This is a genomic window from Actinomyces oris, from assembly GCF_001937665.1.
GTDB classification, from domain to species: Bacteria; Actinomycetota; Actinomycetes; order Actinomycetales; family Actinomycetaceae; genus Actinomyces; species Actinomyces stomatis.
Genome location: NZ_MSKL01000002.1, coordinates 21,023 through 43,533, shown reverse-complemented (window position 1 = coordinate 43,533; position 22,511 = coordinate 21,023). Strand labels below are relative to the sequence as shown.

The window sequence follows — 22,511 nt, the reverse complement described above, 5'->3', positions numbered from 1 at the left end:
CGTGGCAGATCACGTGACAGACTCATCGGCTCAGCCTGCCCCGACGGGTTTCCGTCCCGGCGTACGCATCGCCTTCGACGTCGGCAAGGCACGTATCGGTGTCGCTCGTTGCGATCAGGACGCGATTCTGTCGTTTCCTGTGGTAACTCTCAGGCGGGACCGTTATGGTGCAGACCTCGACGAGGCCGTTGACCTCGTCGAGGAGTACGGTGCCTTCGAGGTGATCGTTGGTCTGCCCAAGCACATGGGCGGAGGCAGCTCGAGCTCAACCAGGGACGCCCGCGCATGGGCGCGCGACCTGGCGAGCCGCCTGCCGCAGCGGGTGTGCGTCCGGCTGGTCGATGAACGACTCACCACCGTCACTGCTCACCGGGATCTGCACGCGGCTGGCCTGAAGGAGAGGAGCTTTCGCGGTATCGTCGACCAAGCGGCAGCGGTCGTCATCCTTGAACAGGCCATCACAACTGAGCGGATGTCCGGGGTCCCGGCCGGTGAGCGAGTCCACCCGATCAAGAGAGGCAGAGCGTGAGCCACGACGATTTCTTCGCCGAGCTCGGCATCCAGCGCGATGAGGACGCTGGCGACGCCAAGGACAAACCCAAGAGCCGCAGACAGCGGCGCATGGAGAAGGTTGAGCGCCGTCAGCGAAAGCGGCGCCGGCACTGGCTGACGAGCCTTGTCATTGTCGTCACCCTCGCGGCTGTCGGCGTCCTGGGCTACAAGGCCATCGGGATCATGCGTGACGCCTCTGCCCAGGCGACCCATGCCGAGGACTACAAGGGTGAAGGCGAGGGCGAGGTCACCGTGACGATCCCGGAGGGAGCCTCCGGAGTCGACATTGGTGACATCCTCCAGAGCAAGGGCGTCGTCGCCTCCGGCAAGGCCTTCACCAATGCGGCGAAGAACAACCCGAAGGGCAATACGATCCAGCCGGGCACCTACAAGCTCAAGAAGAAGATGTCGGCGAGCTCCGCGCTCCAGGCGCTGCTCGACCCTGAGAGCAAGGGCGATCACACACTGACCATCCCCGCAGGTGTCACCAAGCAGATCGTCAAGGACCGGCTCAAGAAGGTCGGCAACTTCACCGATGAGCAGATCGAGGCGGCCTACGCCGATACTGCTGGGATCGGTCTGCCCGCGGAGGCCGGCGGCAACGTGGAGGGCTGGCTCGCCCCGGGCACCTACGACGTCGCCGAGAACGCCACTCCCAAGGACCTGATCAAGAAGATGGTCTCCAAGACCGTCACCCAGCTCAAAGAGCTCAAGGTGCCCAAGGAGGACTACCAGAAGGTTTTGACCAAGGCCTCCATCGTTGAGCGTGAGGTCAACAGCGAACGCTACTACGGGCAGGCAGCACGGGTCATTGAGAACCGTCTGGCGCAGACCGATGGAGAGACCCACGGCCTGCTCCAGATGGACTCGACAGTGCAGTACGGCCTGGGGCGTTATGGCGGCATCCCCTCCGAGGCGGAGACTCAGGACGCCAACAACGCCTACAACACCTACGTCCACAAGGGGCTCCCACCAGGGCCGATCGGCAGTCCCGGTGAGGCGGCCATCAAGGCGGTGATCAACCCACCGGCCGGAAGCTGGCTCTACTTCGTCACGGTCAACCTCGAGACCGGCGAGACCCTGTTCGCCTCCACCAATGACGAGCAGAAGGCCAACACCAAGAAGCTCAACGACTACTGCAACAAGAACAAGGAGATCTGCAACGGCGAGAAGAAGAGTGGCTGACCCGATGGCGGCAGTGATCCGCCACCGCGCAGCCGTCATCGGCAGCCCGGTGAACCACTCGCTGTCTCCCGTGCTGCATCGAGCCGCTTACGCCGGACTGGGGCTGGACGACTGGTCCTACGAGCGGCTCGAGACAGCGCCTCCAGAGCTGCCCGGGCTGCTCGCCGAACTGGCCGCTCCGGTTCAGGCCGGGCCGGCCTGGGCGGGCCTGAGCGTCACCATGCCCCACAAGCAGACGCTCCTGGCGCACCTTGACGTCATCGACCCCCTCGCCGAGGCCGTCGGTGCCGTCAACACCGTGGTGGCGCAGCGCAGCGGCGCAGGAGGCGCGCTCCTGGCCGGCTTCAACACCGACGTCGCAGGTATCGTGGGCGCACTGCGGGAGACCGCCGGCAGACAGACATCGGGCTCGCCGGATGAGTACCTCCGGGTCGAGCAGGCCGTCGTCCTCGGCTCGGGCGCCACCGCCTGCTCGGCCCTTGCGGCGCTCGGAGAGCTCCGGGCCGGCCGGATCACCGTTGTGGCACGAAGGCACGCCGGCCCCGGTCGCGCGCTCAGCGCCGCCCACCGCATGGGGCTGAGTATTGAGACCCTCACCTGGAAGCCCACCGACGCAGCCTCCAACATCGAGGCGTCCCGGCGCCTGGCCGCAGCAGACGTCGTCATCTCGACTCTGCCCGCCGGGGCAGCGGATCCTCTGGCCGGTCCGTTGGATGCGCTTGCGGACCGCTCGGGTCGGAGTCGTCCGACGGCGGTCATGCTCGACGTCGTCTACGCCCCCTGGCCCACTGCTCTCACTCAGGCCTGGGGTCGTGCCGGCGGAGCCGTCGCGCCGGGCTGGCTCATGCTCCTGCACCAGGCAGTGCCCCAGGTACAGCTCATGACCGGGCAGCAGCCGGACATCGAGTGCATGCGCGCGGCACTGACCTCGACCTTGGCCGGCACCGACGGCTGATCCGCGCGCAGGGAATCTCGACGTGGGACGCCGGAGGCGACATCGGCGTGTGAGAGTATCTGCCTCATGCTTCGATGGATGACGGCCGGGGAGTCCCACGGCGAGGCCCTGACCGCGGTGCTGGAGGGCATGCCCGCAGGCGTGCGGATCACCAGTGAGGACATTCGGGCAGCATTGGCCCGGCGTCGTCTGGGGCACGGGCGCGGTGCTCGCCAGGCCTTCGAGCGCGATGAGCTGCGGGTCCTGGGCGGCATCCGCCACGGGAGCACTATCGGTAGCCCCGTCGCCCTACAGATCGGCAACTCCGAATGGCCCAAGTGGTCCACGGTCATGAGTGCCGACCCCGTGGATCCCCATGAGCTGCTCATCGACGCCGGGACCGGCGATGAGCGTGAGATCGCCCGCAACCGACCGCTGACCCGCCCGAGGCCCGGGCACGCGGACCTGCCAGGGATGCTTAAGTACGACCTGGATGAGGCTCGTCCGGTCCTGGAGCGGGCATCAGCCCGTGAGACCGCCGCCCGGGTGGCGCTGGGGGCCTTGGCCGAGGCCCTTCTGGCACAGGTCGCCGGCATCAGACTGGTCAGCCACGTCGTGCGGATCGGCTCGGTCGCCCTGCCCGAGGACGCGCCCCCACCGAGTGTTGAGGACACCGGGCGCCTGGACGCAGACCCGGTGCGCTGCACGGATCCTGCCACCAGTGCCGCCATGGTCGCTGAGATCGATGGCACCAAGAAGGAGGGTGACACGCTCGGGGGCGTCGTCGAGGTCATCGCCACCGGTGTCCCAGTGGGACTGGGCACCCATGTCAGCGCCGACCGCCGCCTCGACGCGCGCCTGGCATCCGCGCTCATGGGGATCCAGGCCGTTAAGGGTGTGGAGATCGGCGACGGCTTCGCCGAGGCGGCCCGGCGGGGCTCAGCCGCCCATGACGAGATCGTCTCAGTGACCTCAGGAACGCTCACCAGGCCCACCAACCGTGCCGGCGGCATCGAGGGCGGCATCTCCAACGGCTCCGATGTGCGGGTGAGGGCCGCATTCAAACCGATCTCCACGGTGCCCAGGGCCCTGCGCACCGTCGACCTGGCCACGGGTGAGGCCGCCACCGGGCTGCACCAGCGCTCCGACGTGTGCGCCGTCGTCCCCGGAGCGGTGATCGCTCAGGCCATGACCGCCCTGGTTCTGGCCGATCTTCTGCTGGACAAGACCGGAGGCGACTCGGTCGATGAGGCCCGACGCAACCTCCGTTCCTACCAGGCCCGCATCGCAGAACGGACACAGTGGCGAACCGAGCGGTGAATCTCGTGGCAACTCGCTCTGCTCGGGCGATACTGGTACCACCCACAGCGATCTCAACGGAGAGGCAGACACGATCATGACCTGGAAGCGTGTTCCGACCATCGCTCTGCGCGACGACCAGCTGCCCCTGGTGCTGGTGGGGCTGCCCGGCGCGGGCAAGACCACTCAGGCCAGGCTCCTGGCCCAGGCCCTGGGGGTCCAGGTCACCGACACCGACGCCGAGATCCGCCGGCGCGCCCGCATGACGATCCCCGAGATCTTCGCTTCCGAGGGGGAGGAGTGCTTCCGCGACCGCGAGCACCGGGCCATGCGGGCGGTCCTGGACTCCCCGGCAGCCGCTCAGGGCGTCATCGCCCTGGGTGGGGGAGCGGTTCTGCGTTCCGAGAACCGAGACCTGCTGCGCGGTCATACCGTCATCTACCTGTCCGCCTCCCCGAGCACCGCCGCCAAGCACGTGGGCGACGGGTCGGGGCGCCCTGTCATGGCTCCTGACGCGGACTCCGACCAGGCCCGTGCCGCTCAGCAGCGCTGTGAGGAGCACGGCGAGCACGCGGGCGTCCTGGCGCGGATGGAGGCGCTCCACGCTCAGCGCTCACCGCTGTACTCCGAGGTCGCCACTCTCACCGTGCCCACCGATGGGCTCAGCCCCCAGCAGATCGCCGCTCTCATCCTCGTGGCCCTGGGGGTCCAGACCGCTCAGGCGGTCAGTGTCCTGGCGCCCATGGCCGAGACGCAGGCGGACTCCGCCACTGCCCCGGACGGGCCCGGTGACTCGCCTCGGCGCGTCCGTGTCCGGCCCGTTGCCACCACCGAGGTCTGCAGTGGGGCACGACGGGTCAGCGTTGCCGGAGAGAGCCCCTACGACGTGCTCATCGGCCACGGGATCGTGGCCGAGCTGCCCCGCCTCGTGCAGGACGTTCCGGGGGCGGGTGCGGGAGGTGTCGCCGTCGTTCACGCCAAGGCGCTGGCCGACCGCGCCGCCGCGGCCGAGGCGGCACTGACCTCCGAGGGCCTGCGCGTCCTGCGTCTCGAGGTTCCCGACGGAGAGGCGGCCAAGAAGGCGCGCGTCCTGGAGCACCTGTGGGATCGGCTTGGCTCCTTCCGCCTGGGGCGCGACGGGCTCGTGGTCGGTCTCGGTGGTGGGGCGACGACGGACCTGGCCGGTTTCGCCGCCGCCACCTGGTTGCGGGGTGTTCCCGTGGTGCAGGTGCCCACCACGCTGCTGGCCATGGTGGACGCCGCCGTGGGCGGCAAGACGGGGATCGACACGCCCGCCGGCAAGAACCTGGTGGGTGCCTTCCACCCGCCGGCCGCTGTCATCGCCGACCTGGAGACGCTCTCCACGCTGCCGGCCTCCGAGCTGCGGGCCGGACTCGGCGAGGTCGTCAAGTGCGGCCTGATCGCCGATTCCGTCATTCTCGACCGGGTCCTGGCCGATCCCGCCGACTGCCTGACCTGGGACTCGCCAGTACTGGCCGACCTGGTTGCCCGTTCGGTAGCGGTCAAGGCAGCCGTCGTGGGGGAGGATCTCACTGAGGCCGGCCTACGGGAGGTCCTCAACTACGGCCACACCTACGCCCACGCGATCGAGAAGGTCACCGGGTACTCCTGGCGTCACGGAGAGGCGGTGGCCGTCGGCTGCGTCTTCGCCGCCGAGATCGCCCACCGCAACGGCAATCTGAGCAGTGACGCACTCGCCCTGCACCGGCAGAGCCTCGAGGCGGTCGGCCTGCCGACCCGCTTCCCCGAAGGGGAGGGACGCTGGGAGGAGCTCAAGGAGGCCATGATGAGCGACAAGAAGGTGCGCGGCGGCCGACTACGTCTCGTCCTGCTCGATGACATCGCCAGGCCCGTGCGGGTTCAGGCGCCGGCGGAGAGTATTCTCCTGTCGGCTCATGAGGCTGTCACCGGTGGGGCCCACCAAACAGAAGGGCACCGCGGTTGAGTGCCACGGCACCGGGCTCACTCATCCTCACCGGCCCGCCGGGTGCCGGCTGCTCGAGCGTGGCCCGTGCCGTCGGGAGTGCCCAGGGCCTGCCCGTGCTCGATCTGGGGCGGCTCGTTGCCGACGAGCTGGGAACCCGCCCGGACCTGGCGCTCGTTGCGGTGCCGGAGACCGAGTACCGCCGCGTCGAGGCCGACACCGCTGTGAGGCTCCTGGAGCGTGCCCAGACCGGGAGCGTCGTCGTCGCCCTGGGATCGGGCTGTTTGGAGGCTGCTGGAGTACGCCAGGGCCTTGAGCGTCTTAGGCTCGCCAACCGTCAGAGTCACCGCGTCGTGGCCCTGATCTGCGCCACCCGGGCCCTGGCCACCCGTAACGGTCTCGACGCACCCCGGTCCGTGGCCCTGGGAACCATCCACCACCAGTTCGTCCAGATGCTCCACGAACGTCAGGCCCAGTGCCGGGATCTGGCCGACGTCGTCATCGACACCACCACAACCACCCCCGACGAGGCCGGCGAGAAGGTGATGAGCGCCGTCGCAGCCGATTTGTCCCGCCACTCGTGATCGGTGCGACACGCCCGTCACGGGGTGAGCGCGGCAGGTCGCGGTAGGATCAGCGCGTCCCAGATGCAATGCAACAGTGAGGAAACCCTCGTGGCCACGACGAACGACCTGAAGAACGGCATGGTGCTCAACCTCGAGGGCCAGCTGTGGCAGGTAGTGGAGTTCCAGCACGTCAAGCCCGGCAAGGGCCCCGCCTTCGTGCGCACCAAGATCAAGAACGTCCTGTCCGGCAAGACCGTCGACAAGACCTTCAACGCCGGCCTCAAGGTCGAGACCGCCACCGTTGACCGGCGCGACATGCAGTACCTCTACAAGGACGGCGACGACTACGTCTTCATGGACGTCAAGTCCTACGAGCAGACCTACGTCCCCTCGGCCACCGTTGGCGACGCCGCCACCTTCATGCTGGAGAACCAGGAGGTCATCGTGGCCTTCCACGAGGACTCGGTCCTGTTCGTCGAGCTGCCGGCCTCCGTGGTCCTGACGATCTCCCACACCGAGCCGGGCCTCCAGGGCGACCGTTCCAGCGCGGGCACCAAGCCGGCCACCGTCGAGACCGGTGCCGAGATCCAGGTCCCCCTGTTCCTCAATACCGGTGACAAGGTCAAGGTGGACACCCGCTCCGGCTCCTACATCTCCCGCGTCAACGACTGATGACCGAGCATCCCGAGGAGGGCTCGACCCACTCGAGCCCCGCGTCGCGGCACCCGGTCACCGCCCGCACCAAGGCTCGCCGGCGTGCCATCGAGATCCTCTTCGAGGCCGATCAGCGCGGGATGCTGAGCTCCGAGGACACTGAGGAGCTGCGCTCCTTCGCGCAGCTGCGCGCCGTCAGCTCGGCCAACCACACCGAGGCCCCTGCCTACACGCGGGATATCCTCAACGGTGTGTGCGACCATCTGGGCGACGTTGATGAGACGATCCAGACCTACGCCCAGGGATGGACCCTGGGGCGCATGCCGGCCGTCGACCGCGCCATTGCCCGTGTCGCCACCTGGGAGATCGTCTACAACGACGACGTCGATGCTCCTGTTGCCGTGGACGAGGCCATGACGCTGAGCCGGATGCTCTCCACCGATGAGTCACCCAGGTACCTGGGAGGGCTTCTAGGGCGTATCGGCGACCTCGCGGACACGTTGCGCTGAGTCATATGGAGCGAAGGGGCTCACGGCATGGGGTGCACTCCCTATGCCGTGAGGTGCTCCCATCCGACACCGTCGGCCTAGGCTGAGGCCATCCCCTCTGCCGATGCTGGAGCACCCCCGTGAGTCACCTACCTCCCCAGAATCCCAACGACTACCCCTACATCAAGGGCAGTTCGTCGCTCAAGGAGGGGACGTATGGCCCCGAGAGTCCAGCATCGTTACCGTCCGGTCCCGACAACGCCGGCTACCCGTGGAACGGACACATGACAGTTCCTTACGGCCGCTACTACCCCTCGATGGGGCAGACTCCTGTTCCTGGCTTCGGCTGGAACGACCCGGTCCTGACGACGGTTCAGCGCAAGCGCTCCGCAACCCGCAAGGTGTCTCTCTCGAGTGGCGTCGCCGGGATCATCACCATGAGCGTTCAGATGATCACCTCCACCACCTTATTCGTTACTTCCGTCGTCCCAAAGGATCCGTCCCTGGAGTTCACATTCCTTGATTTCATTGGCCTTCTCGCGATGATCTTCACCCCGTTCATCGTTGGCCTCGGGTGGATCGCTACTTTCATCCTTGCTCTCATCGCCTGCATCAAGGCGCATTCCAGGACGCCCAGAGTCCAGCCCGACGGATGGGACGAGGCCAAGATGCCAACGTCGGCACTGCTGGCCGCGAGTATCGTCGCGGGGCTTCCCGCCGTCATCAGCTATGTCACTTTGTTCTTGGAGGGATCGTCCGGCTCCTCTGCTGGGGGCACTGACTACTTCATGGAATCAGTGCTTATCACCTGCGACCTGGTGCAGGCTCTGATCGCAGTGGGGTTCGGCTTTCTCCTCCGCATGAGCAGGGCACTGGACCCATCGGTCAGAGCGCCTCAGGCTCCGGGAACGCAGTTCGCATGATCTGTTGCCGGCACCGAGGAGAACTCGGGTGCCGGCACAGTCCCTCAGCCCGCGCCAACGCGTCCTGGCGAACCGGCCGGAGTGCAGGCTGAGGGCGCCGCATCAGCTACTCGTCCATGGCCCGTACGACGATATAGTCAATATCCACCTGTGCCTGGGTGAAGCCCTCATGGTTCAGCCGGCCTCGGTGAATACTTCCGCTGTGCGTGGTTAAGCAGATGTGGTAGGCGGCGTCGTCACCGAAGCACTCATCGAACTCCTTCTCCGATGTTGAACGCGAGACCTCGTGGTAGGGCTGACCGTCGAAAAGGAAAAGAATGCTCTCGGGGGTCTTCTCCATCCCGTAGGTGTGCCACTGGGTGAGATCGGGCCGCGGCGAGACCCCCAGGTTGCTTCCTGTGCCCCCCGCCTGGCCGAAATGCACAGTCGACTCGGCGATACCGGTGGCGCTGCCGCCACCATAGGTCTCAACGACATCGATCTCGCCTCCGTTGTCATCGTCGTCCGCTCGCAACCAGATCCCGGCGAACAGGCCCTCGGCTGACTGCGGGAAGCGCGCCCTGGTCTCCAAGGAGCCGTAGACAAAGGAGAACAGTCCCTGCGTGGTGACAAATGCCTGGTCGACGTAGCGAAGGGTCGGCTCCTTGTCGAAGCGGTTCTGGAAGCCCTTGAGGGGAGTGGCGCGCTTGCGCCACAGGAGATGCCCGACACCGTTGCTGATGCTGTGGGAGTCATGCGTGAACACCCCCCAGTCATAACTGGTGCAGGACTCGGGCTCCGAGCGGTTGTCGCGCCAACGCGACGGAGAGAAGTCCGTCCCGCTGGAGAACTGCTCATTGAAGATAAGACTGCCGAAATCGTAGGTCGGCTTGGCTGCAGCGGTCGGCGAGGGGGACACCAGACCAGCGGCGGCCAGCCCCGCCCCGGCGCCGAGGCCGGTGATGATCGAACGTCGAGTAGGGAGTGTCATGAGGGCATTCCTTGCTTGAGAAGAAGTCGCTGAAGCGGCAGCAACACCGGACCTTGTCTGCCCCGCGACATCGTTCAGCTCTCAATCGGGCTCAGATGGATCCGGCACTCACTTCTCAAGCTCTCGACATGTTGTGACGATCTCGCAGTCAGCGTCTGGTGACGCCCGAGCATTGGGCTAAGACTAAACATTGTCACGGACGATTTGTAGACGCAAAACACGCCCTGCCGCGACTGGTACCAGGTGTAGAGCCGATTCACTGACATCGACGTGACCTTCGTCTCTGAAGCCCGTTCTGCGTGGGCGAGCGCAAGCCGCTGCGGGTGGCGTAAACTCGCTGGCGACCAACATCCTTTAAGTCCGTCCAGAGAGGCGGGGAAGGAGGCCTGAAATGGCCGAACGTTTGTCAGGCGCCTCTGGCGCATCGATCCAGGGCAAGGAGATCCTCGGACCTCCCGATATAGCCCGCTCCCTGTTCCGTATCGCGCACGAGATCCTGGAACGCAACCACGGGACTCAGGACGTCGTCGTCCTAGGGATCCCCAGCGGGGGAGCGCCACTTGCACACAGACTCGTCGAGGCGCTCGCCGTCGCTTCGAGCGAAGGAACGCAGTGGTCCAAGCAGGCGGGGCAGGTTCAGGCTGCCGCCAGGGTCCCGGTCGGCACCCTGGACATCACCATGTACCGCGACGACCTGGGGCGCCATCCCATCCGCGTGCCCCGTCCCACTGAGATCCCCCAGGGAGGCATTGACGGCAAGGTCGTCATCCTCGTCGATGACGTCCTCTACTCCGGACGCACCATCCGTGCCGCCCTCGATGCCCTGGGTGCCGTCGGCCGCCCCCGGGCCGTACAGCTCGCCACCCTTGTCGACCGGGGCCACCGGGAGCTGCCCATCCGCGCTGACTACGTGGGTAAGAATCTGCCGACCTCCCGCACCGAGAAGGTCGTGGTCTCCCTGACCGAGCTCGGCGCCTCCACCGACGCCGTCACCATTGTTCCCGCAGACGTCCCTACTGAGCGTTCGAGCGAGCGCGCCGACCAGGAGGCCACCCGATGAAGCACCTGCTCTCCGCCAAGGACCTGACCCACGACGAGGCGGTCATGATCCTGGACACCGCTGAGGCGATGGCCGCCACGCAGAGCCAGGCGGTCAAGAAGCTCCCAACGCTGCGCGGCAAGACCGTGGTCAACCTCTTCTTCGAGGACTCCACTCGCACCAGGCTCTCCTTCGAGGCCGCCGCCAAGCGCCTGAGCGCCGACGTCATCAACTTCTCGGCCAAGGGCTCTTCACTGTCCAAGGGGGAGTCCCTCAAGGACACCGCCCAGACGATCATGGCCATGGGCGCGGATGCCGTCGTCGTGCGCCACTCCGCCTGCGGCGCCGCGCACCTGCTGGCCCACGCCGGCTGGATCAACGTGCCGGTCCTCAACGCGGGCGACGGCACCCACCAGCACCCCACCCAGGCGCTTCTGGACGCCATGACGCTGCGCCGCTGGTACGTCCCCGGTGCCGGCGCGACAGCGGACGGCAGTCCCGCCCCGCAGGGGCGCGACCTGGAAGGCGCCCGCCTCATCATCGTCGGAGACGTCCTGCACTCCCGGGTGGCCCGCTCCAACGTGGACCTCATGACGGCACTCGGAGCCAAGGTCACCCTCGTGGCGCCCCCGACGCTGCTGCCCGTCGGCATGGACGACTGGCCCTGCGAGGTCTCCTACAACCTTGATGAGGCGATCGAGGACATCCAGCCCGACGCCGTCATGATGCTGCGCGTCCAGCGCGAGCGCATGAGTGCCGCCGGCGGTGGCTTCTTCCCGAGTCCTTCCGAGTACTCCAGCGTCTACGGCCTCACCTCAGCCCGGCGCCGGGCCATGCCGGAGCATGCCATCGTCATGCACCCCGGCCCCATGAACCGCGGCCTCGAGATCACCGCCGAGGCCGCCGACGACCCCCGCTCACGCATCATCGAGCAGGTCGGCAACGGAGTCTCTGTCCGTATGGCCGCCCTCTACCTCCTCCTCGCTGACGAAGGGAACCAGCTGTGACCTCCCACCTCCTGACCGGTGTCCGCCCCTACGGCGAGGACCCCACTGACATTCTCATCACCGATGGCACTATTACCGCCATCGGCCCTGACGCCGCAGCGAAGGCCCCCGCCGACGCCCAGCGCCATGACCTTGACGGGCTCATCGCCCTGCCCGGGCTCGTCGACATCCACACTCACCTGCGCGAGCCCGGAGGGGAGTCCGCCGAGACCATCTACTCCGGTACCCGCGCGGCGGCCGTTGGCGGTTACACCGCCGTCTTCGCGATGGCCAACACCACGCCCGTCCAGGACAACGCCGGTGTCGTTGAGCAGGTGCTGCGGCTGGGTCGTGAGGCCGGCTGGGTGGACGTCCACCCGGTGGGGGCCGTGTCGGCAGGACTGGCCGGTGAGCACCTGTCCGACATGGGCGCCATGGCGACCTCCGCCGCCCGCGTGCGCGTCTTCTCCGACGACGGCAAGTGCGTCTCCGACCCCGTCCTCATGCGCCGGGCACTGGAGTACGTCAAGTCCTTCGACGGCGTCATCGCCCAGCACGCTCAGGATCCCCGCCTCACCGAGGGCTCCCAGATGCACGAGGGCGTTGTCTCCGCAGAGCTGGGACTGCGCGGCTGGCCCGCGGTGGCGGAGGAGTCGATCATCGCCCGCGACGTCCTGCTGGCCGAGCACGTGGGCTCGCGTCTGCACGTGTGCCACCTGTCCACCGCCGGCAGCGTCGGCATCATCCGGTGGGCCAAGTCCCGCGGTATCAATGTCACCGCCGAGGTCACGCCGCACCACCTCCTGCTGACCGACGAGATGGCCCGTACCTACTCGCCGCTGTACAAGGTCAACCCTCCGCTGCGCACGGCCGAGGACGTGGAGGCGGTTCGCGAGGCCCTGGCCGATGGCACCATCGACGTCGTCGGTACTGACCACGCCCCGCACCCGGTGGAGGACAAGGACTGCGAGTGGCAGGCCGGAGCCTTCGGCATGACGGGACTGGAAACGGCTCTGAGTGTCCTGATCGAGACAATGGTCAGCACCGGACGCATGACCTGGCGCGACATCGCCCGGGCCATGTCCTCGACCCCTGCCCGCATCGGTCGCCTGAGCGACCAGGGATGTGAGCTGGAGATCGGGGCTCCGGCCAACATCACGGTGGTCGACCCTGAGGTGCGCCGCACCGTCGACGGCTCCGCTCAATGGACCAGCTCCACCAACACCCCCTACGCGGGCATGGAGCTCCCGGGTCAGGTCATGGCCACCTTCCTCCACGGCCGGCCCACCGTCCTGGACGGGGCTCCTGTCGAGGCCCCTGCTGACTCGGCTCATGTCTGAGTCGACCCACCGCCCAGCCGCCCTCCTCGTCCTGGAGGACGGCTGGGCCCTGCGGGGCCGCAGCTATGGGGCTCCAGGACGCGCCATCGGGGAGATCGTCTTCTCCACCGGGATGACCGGGTATCAGGAGACACTGACCGACCCCTCCTACCACCGCCAGATCGTGGTTCAGACGGCACCACACATCGGTAACACCGGGGTCAACGACGAAGACGCCGAGTCCGACCGTATCTGGGTGGCCGGCTACGTCGTGCGCGAACCGGCCCGACGAGCCTCCAGCTGGCGCTCCCGCCGGGAGTTGGAGGACGACCTGCGGGCCTCCGGCATCGTCGGGATATGCGAGGTCGATACCCGGGCGCTGACCCGCCACCTACGCGAGGCGGGCGCGATGCGCGGCGGCATCTTCTCCGGGGACTCCCTGCCTGCCGGAGGCACCGACCCCGGTGGTCCCAGCCAGGCCTGTGTCGACATCTGCCTGGAGACTGTGCGCAGCGAGCCACCTATGAGCGGTCGCGCCCTGGCCGCCGAGGTGACCACTCCCTCCGGCTACGTCGTCGAGCCCACCGGACCGGCCGAGGGTCAGGAGCCGGTCGCGGTCCTGGTCGCCATCGATCTGGGCATCAAGTCGCGTACCCCGTGGCAGCTCGCCGAGCGCGGCGTACGCGTACACGTCCTGCCCCAGTCTACCACCCTCTCCGAGATCCTTGCACTCAGGCCTGACGGCGTCCTGTTCTCCAACGGCCCCGGAGACCCCGGGACCGCGGACGTCGAGATCGAGCTTCTGCGCGGCGTGCTCGACGCGCGCATCCCCTTCTTCGGCATCTGCCTGGGCAACCAGCTCCTGGGGCGGGCCCTGGGGTACGGCACGTACAAGCTCACCTACGGGCACCGCGGCGTCAACCAGCCTGTCCTGGACCGCACCACCGGGAAGGTGGAGATCACAGCCCATAACCACGGCTTCGCCGTCGACGCGCCCGTTGACGAGCCCTCCGTGGCGCCCTTCGACAATGGTCGCTACGGCCGGGTGGAGGTCTCTCACCTAGGGCTCAATGACGGCGTCGTCGAGGGACTGCGGGCTCTCGATCTGCCGGCCTTCTCGGTGCAGTACCACCCCGAGGCCGCTGCCGGCCCCCACGACGCCGAGCACCTCTTCGACCGATTCATCCGCCTCATGCGGGAGCACCGCCAGGGCCAGGACCGCGAGGACAAGAACTGACATGCCTGCTCGCCCTGACATCACCTCCGTCCTGGTCATCGGATCGGGCCCCATCGTCATCGGGCAGGCCTGCGAGTTCGACTACTCCGGCACCCAGGCCTGCCGAGTCCTGCGCAGCGAGGGAATCCGCGTCGTCCTGGTCAACTCCAACCCGGCCACGATCATGACCGACCCGGACGTCGCCGATGCCACCTACATCGAGCCAATCACCCCCGAGGTCCTGACCACCATCATCGCCAAGGAGCGCCCCGATGCCCTCCTGCCCACCCTGGGCGGGCAGACGGCCCTCAACGCCGCCATGAGCCTGGTCGAGCGGGGTGTGCTCGAGGAGTATGACGTCGAGCTTATCGGCGCCTCCGCCGCGGCCATCAACGCCGGGGAGGACCGCGACGAGTTCAAGGACGTCGTCGAGCGCTGCGGCGCCGAGGTCGCCCGTAGCGTCATCGCCCACAGCATGGACGAGTGCCGAGCCGGAGTGGATGCGCTGGGCGGCTACCCCGTCGTCGTGCGCCCCTCCTTCACGATGGGGGGTCTGGGCAGCGGCGTCGCCTTCAATGACGCCGATCTGCGCCGTATTGCCGGTGCCGGTCTGGCCGCCTCACGCACCACCGAGGTCCTCCTGGAAGAGTCAATCCTGGGCTGGAAGGAGTACGAGCTCGAACTCATGCGTGACGCCGCCGACAACGTGGTGGTCGTGTGCTCCATCGAGAACATCGACCCCGTGGGCGTGCACACCGGCGACTCCGTCACGGTCGCCCCGGCCCTGACCCTGACCGACCGCGAGCTCCAGCAGCTGCGGGACATCGGTATCGCCGTCATCCGCGAGGTCGGGGTCGACACCGGCGGCTGCAACATCCAGTTCGCAGTCGACCCTGCCACCGGCAGGATCATTGTCATTGAGATGAATCCGCGCGTCTCGCGGTCCTCCGCCCTGGCATCCAAGGCCACCGGCTTCCCGATCGCCAAGATCGCCGCCCGCCTCGCCGTGGGCTACACACTCGACGAGATCCCCAACGACATCACCGCCTCCACACCGGCCTCCTTCGAACCGACCCTGGACTACGTGGTCGTCAAGGTTCCGCGCTTCGCCTTCGAGAAGTTCCGGGGCGCCGATCCCCGGCTCACCACCACCATGAAGTCGGTGGGAGAGGCCATGGCCATCGGCCGTTCCTACACCGAGGCGCTTCAGAAGGCCATGCGATCCCTGGACAAGAAGGGCACTGTCTTCCACTGGGACGGACCTGCTCCCACCGCACAGCAGACCTCCGAGCTGCTGGAGTCCATCGCCACCCCCAGTGAGCACCGGCTAGTCGACCTCCAGCAGGCAGTGCGCGGAGGCGCCACGATCTCTCAGCTCCACGAGGCCACACGCATCGACCCCTGGTTCCTGGACCAGATGCTGCTCCTCCAAGAGGTGGCTCAGGAGGTCGAGGACGCCGAGGTCCTCACCCCCGAGGTCCTGGCCCTGGCCAAGCGCCACGGCTTCTCCGACGTCCAGATCGCCGCTCTGCGAGGCATCGGCGAGGACACGGTGCGCGAGGTCCGTCACGCCTTCGGGCTGCGCCCGGTCTACAAGACCGTGGACACCTGCGCAGCCGAGTTCGCCTCACGTACCCCCTACCTCTACTCCAGCTACGACCTGGAGACCGAGGTTGCGCCCCGCGAGCGCGAGGCCGTCATCATCCTGGGCTCGGGCCCCAACCGCATCGGGCAGGGCATCGAGTTCGACTACTCCTGCGTCCACGCCTCCATGGCGCTGTCCGAGCGCTACGAGACCGTCATGGTCAACTGCAACCCGGAAACCGTATCCACTGACTACGACGTCTCCGACCGGCTCTACTTCGAGCCTCTGACCTTCGAGGACGTCATCGAGGTCTATGAGGCCGAGCGCGCGGCAGGTCCGGTGACCGGTGTCATCGTCCAGCTCGGCGGGCAGACGCCGCTGTCCCTGGCCTCCAGGCTGTCCGAGGCCGGGGTGCCGATCCTGGGCACAAGCCCCGAGGCCATCGACGCTGCCGAGGACCGCGAGGCCTTCGGCGTCGTCCTCCAGCGCGCCGGGCTGCCCGCACCGGCGCACGGCACCGCATTGAGCGATGAGCAGGCCCGCTCGGTCGCTCAGGACATCGGCTACCCGGTCCTGGTGCGCCCGAGCTATGTGCTCGGTGGGCGAGGTATGGAGATCGTCTACGACGCCGGCGGCCTGGACGACTATCTCCAGCGAGCCGGCCGCGAGCCCGGTGGCGTCTACGGGACCGGGCCGCTGCTCATCGACCGGTTCCTCGATGACGCCATCGAGATCGACGTTGACGCCCTTTACGATGGAAGCGAGCTGTTCCTCGGCGGAGTCATGGAGCACATCGAGGAGGCGGGGATCCACTCCGGCGACTCGGCCTGCGTCATGCCACCCATGACCCTCTCCGACACGGAGATCGCGCGCATCCGGCGCTCCACTGAGGCGATCGCCGTCGGGGTGGGGGTGCGCGGGCTGCTCAACATCCAGTTCGCCCTGGTCTCCGACGTCCTCTATGTCATTGAGGCCAACCCAAGGGCCTCACGCACGGTCCCCTTCGTCTCGAAGGCCTCCGGCGTGCAGCTCGCCAAGGCGGCGGCCCTCATCATGGCAGGGGAGACGATCGCCTCGCTCAGGTCCTCCGGCCACCTGCCCGAGGCCGACGCCGCCATCACCGATCCCGATGACCCGATCGCCGTCAAGGAGGCGGTCCTGCCATTCAAACGGTTCCGCACCGCCGAGGGGCGTGTCGTCGATACGATCCTGGGACCGGAGATGCGTTCCACCGGTGAGGTCATGGGCTACGACGTGGACTTCCCCCGCGCCTTCGCCAAGTCCCAGGCCGGCGCCTACGGCGGTCTGCCAGAAGAGGGCACACTGTTCGTATCCGTGGCGGACCGGGACAAGCGCGCCATCATCCTGCCGGTGGCTCGATTGGCCGAGCTCGGCTTCACCGTCCTGGCCACCACCGGGACCGCACAGGTACTGCGCCGCAACGGGATCGACGCCATGGCCGTGCGCAAGATCAGCCAGGGCGTCGGCGCGCACGGTGAGCAGACGATCGCCGGGCTGATTGAGTCCGGCGCCGTCGACATGGTCGTCAACACTCCCAAAGGCCAGGGAGCCCGCGCCGACGGGTACTCCATCCGCGCGGCTACAACCGGCGCCGACCGCCCCATCATCACCACAGTTCAACAGCTCCAGGCGGCGGTCCAGGCCCTCGAGGCCCAGTTGCGCGGACCCTTCCGGGTTCGCAGCCTCCAGGAGCACATTGCCGCCCGCCGATCCCGGCGATGCTCAGCGCCCGAGCCCCACTACGTTGCCGACAAGGAGACTCGATGACCCCCACCGTCCCCAATCAGCACAATCACTCCCGTCGCTCCTTTGGCGCGCGCCTGGCTGATGCCATGGATGATCACGGACCCCTGTGTGTCGGCATCGACCCCCACCCGAACCTGCTCGAGGCCTGGGGACTGGCCGACTCGGCCGCGGGGCTGCGAGACTTCGCTCTGCGGACCGTCGAAGCCGTCGGAGGGCACGTGGCCGCCGTCAAGCCGCAGTCCGCCTTCTTCGAGCGTCACGGCAGCGCCGGCATCGCGGTCCTCGAGGAGACCCTGGCGGCCCTGCGCGACGTCGGCACCCTGTCCGTTCTCGACGTCAAGCGCGGGGACATCGGTTCCACGATGGCCGGCTACGCCCAGGCCTACCTGTCAGACGATGCTCCTCTGGCCGCGGACTCCATCACCGTGTCACCGTACCTGGGCTACGGCTCCCTGACTCCCGTGCTCAATCTCGCGGAGACCAACGGACGGGGCGTCTTCGTCCTGGCCCTGACCTCTAATCCTGAAGGAGCCGCCGTTCAGCACGCTGTCAACGGGGACCGGGCCGTGGCCGCAGGCATCGTGGAGGGAGTGACCGCCTCCAACGCCCAGGCCAGTGGCGAAGGCAGACTCGGCTGCATCGGGCTGGTCATCGGTGCCACCGTCGGAGGAGCGGTCTCTCATCTGGGAATCGACCTGCAGCGTGCCAACGGCCCCTTGCTGGCGCCCGGGATTGGCGCCCAGGGAGCAGGGCCGGCCGAGCTGGAGACCGTTTTCGGGGCGGCGCGCCGTCAGGTCCTGGCCTCCACCTCGCGCGGGGTTCTCCGGGCCGGTCCCTCCATTGAGGAGTTGCGAAAAGCCGCACTGGCGTCTGCCCATGAGGCCGTGACGGCTCTTCGCTGAGCCTCGTGCGCTGTCGCCCACTTCGGCGAGGGTGTGTGCGGAAACACGAAGTCGGTTGTGGAATATGGGCCCCTGCGAATGCGAGTGCACTGGACCCGACTTATGCTTGTGGTGCGGGTCACTGGCATTGGACCGGGAGGAGACACACCATGACGCTTCCTACACTGACACCTGAGCAAAGGGCTCAGGCACTGGAAAAGGCGGCCGCTGCACGATCGCAGCGCGCACGCATCAAGTCCGAGCTCAAGAGCGGGGAGCTCAAGCTCTCCGAATTCTTTACCGCCTCGGAGACCGATGATGTCCTGGGCAAGATGAAGGTCAGAGCACTGCTCATCTCCCTCCCGCGTGTGGGAACCACAACAGCTGATGCGATCCTCGCTGACGTGCATATCGCCGAGTCCCGTCGTGTTCGTGGACTGGGAGCGAATCAGAGGGCGGCGCTGGTGGAGCGCTTCGGCTAGGACAACTGCTCGGATGCGGGCTCGTGCCGACAGCGCCCGGTAGGTCATGATGTGACCATGACCGACGTTGCTGCCGCAGACCCATCCGCTCCCGCGCTCGCCCGCCTCACCGTTCTGGCCGGCCCCACAGCGGTGGGCAAGGGCACCGTCGTCACAGAGCTGCGCAGACGCCATCCAGACCTGTTCGTCTCGGTCTCGGCCACCACCCGTCAGCCTCGTCCCGGTGAGGCTGACGGTGTGCACTACCACTTCGTCAGTGACGAAGACTTCGACTCGCTCGTCGCCGGAGGCCAGATGCTCGAGTGGGCCTTGGTTCATGGCGCGTATCGGTATGGCACTCCCCGTGGCCCGGTCCAGGACCGGCTCGACGCCGGATGTCCGGCACTGCTGGAGATCGACCTGGCCGGCGCCCGCCAGGTTCGTGAGGCGATGCCTGAGGCCCGGCTCGTCTTCCTCGCCCCACCGAGTTGGGACGAACTCGTTCGCAGGCTGGCCGGGCGTGGTACGGAGGACGCCGAGGAGCAGGAACGGCGCCTGGCCACAGCGCGCACCGAGCTGGAGGCGGCCAACGAGTTCGACCACGTCGTCATCAATGACACCGTGGCGAGCGCCACCGCGGAGCTGGAGAGACTCATGGGGCTCGGCAGTTAGAATAACGTGGATCTGAACTATCGAGATTGAACCGGAGGCATGCACATGCTCGGAACCTCTCCCCAGCCCGAGGGCATCACCAACCCGCCGATTGACGACCTTCTGAAGAAGGTCGACTCCAAGTACGGGCTCGTGGTGGAGGCCGCCAAGCGCTCCCGCCAGATCAACACCTACACCCAGCAGCTCGAGGACAACCAGTTCGAGTTCTTCGGCCCGCTGGTCGACTCCGAGGTCGGCGAGAAGTCTCTGGGCATCGCTCTGCGTGAGATCGCCGAGGACAAGCTCGAGGTCATTCCCGGGGACGTGGCCCGCGCCCGCCGTGCCGAGGCCGAGGAAGCCCGTCGGGCTGCCGAGGCCGATATGTTCAGCGACATCTCGCTGGACGCTCCGGTCTCCCTCGAGGGGGGCGAGACTCCCACCAGCCTTGACGACATCCAGTTCTGAGCCGGGCTCGCCATGGACGAGCCGCACACTGCTGTGAGTGAGCGCGCCGCGACCGCATTCGAGGGGCCGCGGCGCGTCGTCGTCGGCGTGTCCGGGTCGATTGCCGCCTACAAGGCCCCCTTCGTCATTCGACTGCTGCGTCAGTCCGGGCACGAGGTCAAGGTGGTGGCCACTGAGTCGGCACTGAAGTTCATTGGTGCTCCGGCGCTGGCAGCGGTCAGCGGCCAGACCGTATCCACCGGTGTCTTCGACGACCCGGCCGCGGTCGAGCACGTGGCCGTGGCGGAGTGGGCCGAGCTCGTCCTGGTCGCTCCGGCCTCGGCGGACCTGCTGGCGCGGGTGCGGGCAGGACGGGCCGATGACATGCTCACCGCAACGATACTGACCTGCCAGGCCCCCGTCGTCCTGGCTCCGGCCATGCACACCCAGATGTGGCTCAATCCCGCCACCCAAGACAACGTGGCGGTGCTGCGTGAGCGCGGCCTGACTGTCATCGAGCCCGACTCCGGCCGTCTGACCGGCAAGGATTCCGGAGTGGGACGGATGCCTGAGCCCGAGCAGATCGTGTCGCAGGCCCTGACTGTTCTGAGACGACCCGCCGCCGTGGCTGCGGAAGCGGAGGACGTTTCGGCTGAGGGTGACGGACGCCTGGAAGGTCGGCACGTCGTTATCTCGGCCGGCGGTACACGTGAGCCCCTCGATCCGGTGCGGTATCTCGGCAACCGCTCCTCAGGGCGTCAGGGCTGCGCACTGGCGGCGGCCGCCGCCGAACAGGGAGCCCGCGTCACCCTGGTCCAGGCGCACGTGGCCTCCGATCTGCTCAACGCCCTGCCTGCGGAGGTGACTGTTGTCGCGGCTGGTACCGCTTCAGACATGCTCCGTGCCGTGCGTGACGGCGCCCGCGACGCCGATGCTGTCATCATGGCAGCAGCTGTTGCCGACTACCGACCCGTCACCGTAGCCACCACCAAGCTCAAGAAGCAGGCGCCCGCCGGAGCGGATCGTCCCGGAGAACCGGCCATGTCCATTGAGCTCACCACCAACCCGGACATCCTGGCCGGGCTGGTGAGTGATCCGCCTCGGCCCGGTCAGATCGTCGTCGGATTCGCCGCAGAGACCGGTGACGAGGACGGCGACGTGCTCTTCCACGGCAGGGCCAAGGCCCGCCGTAAAGGGGCTCACCTTCTGGCGGTCAACGCGGTGGGGGAGGAACTCGGCTTCGGAGACGTCCCCAACGCCGTCGTCGTACTGGATGCTCACGGTACGGAAGTAGCGCGGGGACAAGGGAGCAAGATGGACGTCGCCCGTCTTCTCATCTCCCTGACCGCCGACCTGGTGGACGCAGTCTGACTCCCGGCTCCGCGTTTTCGTGGGTAACGCCACGACGGATCAGTGCTGGTGGTGACTACGATGGGCGGGTGAGTTCCTCCTTGCGTCTGTTCACTTCCGAGTCGGTCACTGAAGGACATCCGGACAAGATCTGCGACCGTGTCTCTGATGCGATTCTCGACGCCATCCTCGAGCAGGACCCCACCGCGCGCGTTGCGGTTGAGACCATGGTGACGACCGGTCTGGTACACGTGGCCGGCGAAGTGACCACAGAGAGGGCCTACGTCGAGATCCCTGAGATCGTGCGCCAGGAGATCTCCGCCATCGGCTACACCTCCTCGGATGTCTGCTTCGACGCCCGCTCCTGCGGTGTCTCGGTATCGATCGGGCAGCAGTCCGCGGACATCGCGGCCGGAGTGGACAAGTCCCTCGAGGCTCGTAGGGATGACACGGACATCGATCCTCTCGACCTTCAGGGTGCCGGCGACCAGGGGCTCATGTTCGGCTACGCCTGCGACGACACCGCGGCCCTCATGCCGCTGCCCATCCATCTGGCGCATCGTCTGGCGGAGCGCCTGGCCGTCGTGCGCAAGCAGGGAATCCTCCCGGGCCTGCGCCCCGACGGCAAGACCCAGGTGACGATCGGCTACGACGGCCACAGGCCGGTGAGCTTGCACAACCTGGTCATCTCCACGCAGCACGATGCGGACCGCACTCGTGCCTGGCTCACCGACGCTCTGCAGACGGAAGTCATTGAGCCGGTACTGGCCGCCGAGGCCCAGGCCGGCACCGAGCTCGACACCGCCGGCACCGAGGTCCTCATCAATCCTTCAGGACAGTTCGTCATTGGAGGTCCGGCAGGTGATGCCGGGTTGACCGGACGCAAGATCATCGTGGACACCTACGGTGGGATGGCCCGCCACGGCGGGGGCGCCTTCTCCGGCAAGGACCCCTCGAAGGTGGACCGCTCCGCCAGCTACGCTATGCGCTGGGTCGCTAAGAATGTCGTAGCGGCAGGGCTGGCCAGAAGATGTGAGATTCAGGTGGCTTACGCCATCGGCTCAGCCCACCCGGTGGGCGTTTACGTGGAGACATTCGGGACGGCGAGCGTTCCCGAGGATCGCATCATGAAAGCCGTCAACGAGGTCTTCGACCTCCGTCCGGCCGCGATCGTGCGGGACCTCGACCTGTTGCGTCCCATCTACCGAGCCACCAGCTCCTACGGGCACTTCGGGCGTCCCGGCTTCAGCTGGGAGGCCACCGACCGCGTTGAGGCTCTGCGCCAGGCCGTCTGAG

21 protein-coding genes are annotated in these 22,511 nt (G+C 67.4%); 20 read left to right on the top strand and 1 reads right to left on the bottom strand.

Annotation, left to right across the window (positions count from 1 at the left end):
* Positions 1 to 13: 13 nt before the first annotated feature.
* The 9 genes from ruvX to BKH28_RS00355 all read left to right on the top strand — a co-directional run bounded on the left by ruvX (position 14) and on the right by BKH28_RS00355 (position 8,546).
* Complete coding sequence (ruvX, locus tag BKH28_RS00395; RefSeq protein ID WP_075417016.1) at positions 14 to 529, top strand: Holliday junction resolvase RuvX; 516 nt, start codon at positions 14 to 16, stop codon at positions 527 to 529.
* Complete coding sequence (mltG, locus tag BKH28_RS00390; RefSeq protein WP_075416974.1) at positions 526 to 1,737, top strand: endolytic transglycosylase MltG; 1,212 nt, start codon at positions 526 to 528, stop codon at positions 1,735 to 1,737. Before ruvX ends, mltG begins: the two co-directional genes overlap by 4 nt.
* A 4-nt stretch (positions 1,738 to 1,741) precedes the next feature.
* Complete coding sequence (locus BKH28_RS00385) at positions 1,742 to 2,692, top strand: shikimate dehydrogenase (protein WP_075417017.1); 951 nt, start codon at positions 1,742 to 1,744, stop codon at positions 2,690 to 2,692.
* A gap of 66 nt (positions 2,693 to 2,758) precedes the next feature.
* Positions 2,759 to 3,991 carry a chorismate synthase gene (aroC, locus tag BKH28_RS00380; RefSeq protein ID WP_075416973.1) on the top strand — a complete coding sequence of 411 codons (1,233 nt, stop codon included), beginning with the start codon at positions 2,759 to 2,761 and terminating at the stop codon, positions 3,989 to 3,991.
* Between the two features lie 76 nt (positions 3,992 to 4,067).
* Entirely contained in the window at positions 4,068 to 5,936 is a 1,869-nt protein-coding gene (gene aroB / locus BKH28_RS00375) for a 3-dehydroquinate synthase (protein WP_075416972.1), read from the top strand.
* Entirely contained in the window at positions 5,933 to 6,499 is a 567-nt protein-coding gene (locus BKH28_RS00370) for a shikimate kinase (protein WP_075416971.1), read from the top strand. The genes aroB and BKH28_RS00370 overlap by 4 nt, the downstream gene beginning before the upstream one ends.
* 90 nt (positions 6,500 to 6,589) lie before the next feature.
* Positions 6,590 to 7,153, top strand: coding sequence for an elongation factor P (gene efp, locus BKH28_RS00365; RefSeq protein ID WP_010615272.1), 564 nt, complete (start codon positions 6,590 to 6,592; stop codon positions 7,151 to 7,153).
* Complete coding sequence (gene nusB, locus BKH28_RS00360; protein ID WP_075416970.1) at positions 7,153 to 7,644, top strand: transcription antitermination factor NusB; 492 nt, start codon at positions 7,153 to 7,155, stop codon at positions 7,642 to 7,644. Before efp ends, nusB begins: the two co-directional genes overlap by 1 nt.
* Before the next feature lie 263 nt (positions 7,645 to 7,907).
* Positions 7,908 to 8,546, top strand: a complete 639-nt coding sequence (locus BKH28_RS00355) for a hypothetical protein (protein WP_075416969.1) — start codon at positions 7,908 to 7,910, stop codon at positions 8,544 to 8,546.
* A gap of 106 nt (positions 8,547 to 8,652) precedes the next feature.
* Here the strand turns inward: BKH28_RS00355 and BKH28_RS00350 are convergent, their stop codons facing one another.
* Positions 8,653 to 9,516, bottom strand: coding sequence for a glycoside hydrolase family 16 protein (locus BKH28_RS00350; protein WP_075416968.1), 864 nt, complete (start codon positions 9,514 to 9,516; stop codon positions 8,653 to 8,655).
* 391 nt (positions 9,517 to 9,907) lie between these two features.
* On the opposite strand from BKH28_RS00350, the gene pyrR reads away from it, so the two are divergent.
* The 11 genes from pyrR (at position 9,908) to metK (ending at position 22,510) form a co-directional block, all read left to right on the top strand.
* Positions 9,908 to 10,576 (top strand): bifunctional pyr operon transcriptional regulator/uracil phosphoribosyltransferase PyrR, encoded by a 669-nt coding sequence (gene pyrR, locus BKH28_RS00345; RefSeq protein ID WP_075416967.1) that lies wholly within the window; start codon positions 9,908 to 9,910, stop codon positions 10,574 to 10,576.
* Positions 10,573 to 11,562 (top strand): aspartate carbamoyltransferase catalytic subunit, encoded by a 990-nt coding sequence (locus BKH28_RS00340; protein WP_075416966.1) that lies wholly within the window; start codon positions 10,573 to 10,575, stop codon positions 11,560 to 11,562. Before pyrR ends, BKH28_RS00340 begins: the two co-directional genes overlap by 4 nt.
* Complete coding sequence (locus BKH28_RS00335; RefSeq protein WP_075416965.1) at positions 11,559 to 12,881, top strand: dihydroorotase; 1,323 nt, start codon at positions 11,559 to 11,561, stop codon at positions 12,879 to 12,881. Before BKH28_RS00340 ends, BKH28_RS00335 begins: the two co-directional genes overlap by 4 nt.
* Positions 12,874 to 14,097, top strand: a complete 1,224-nt coding sequence (carA, locus tag BKH28_RS00330) for a glutamine-hydrolyzing carbamoyl-phosphate synthase small subunit (protein WP_075416964.1) — start codon at positions 12,874 to 12,876, stop codon at positions 14,095 to 14,097. Before BKH28_RS00335 ends, carA begins: the two co-directional genes overlap by 8 nt.
* A 1-nt stretch (position 14,098) precedes the next feature.
* A complete protein-coding gene (gene carB / locus BKH28_RS00325) occupies positions 14,099 to 17,449 on the top strand; it encodes a carbamoyl-phosphate synthase large subunit (RefSeq protein ID WP_075416963.1) in 3,351 nt (1,116 codons plus the stop codon).
* On the top strand, positions 17,446 to 18,330 hold the full coding sequence (gene pyrF / locus BKH28_RS00320; protein WP_075416962.1) for an orotidine-5'-phosphate decarboxylase: 885 nt from the start codon (positions 17,446 to 17,448) through the stop codon (positions 18,328 to 18,330). The genes carB and pyrF overlap by 4 nt, the downstream gene beginning before the upstream one ends.
* Positions 18,331 to 18,479: 149 nt before the next feature.
* Positions 18,480 to 18,791: an integration host factor, actinobacterial type gene (mihF, locus tag BKH28_RS00315; protein ID WP_075416961.1), complete on the top strand. Its 312-nt coding sequence runs from the start codon at positions 18,480 to 18,482 to the stop codon at positions 18,789 to 18,791.
* 57 nt (positions 18,792 to 18,848) lie between these two features.
* The gene (gene gmk, locus BKH28_RS00310) at positions 18,849 to 19,442 is read left to right on the top strand and encodes a guanylate kinase (protein WP_075416960.1); all 594 of its coding nucleotides are present in this window, start codon (positions 18,849 to 18,851) and stop codon (positions 19,440 to 19,442) included.
* Between the two features lie 45 nt (positions 19,443 to 19,487).
* Complete coding sequence (gene rpoZ / locus BKH28_RS00305; RefSeq protein ID WP_075417015.1) at positions 19,488 to 19,886, top strand: DNA-directed RNA polymerase subunit omega; 399 nt, start codon at positions 19,488 to 19,490, stop codon at positions 19,884 to 19,886.
* 12 nt (positions 19,887 to 19,898) lie between these two features.
* Positions 19,899 to 21,236 (top strand): bifunctional phosphopantothenoylcysteine decarboxylase/phosphopantothenate--cysteine ligase CoaBC, encoded by a 1,338-nt coding sequence (gene coaBC, locus BKH28_RS00300; RefSeq protein WP_075416959.1) that lies wholly within the window; start codon positions 19,899 to 19,901, stop codon positions 21,234 to 21,236.
* A gap of 68 nt (positions 21,237 to 21,304) precedes the next feature.
* Positions 21,305 to 22,510 (top strand): methionine adenosyltransferase, encoded by a 1,206-nt coding sequence (gene metK / locus BKH28_RS00295; RefSeq protein WP_075416958.1) that lies wholly within the window; start codon positions 21,305 to 21,307, stop codon positions 22,508 to 22,510.
* Position 22,511: the final 1 nt, after the last annotated feature.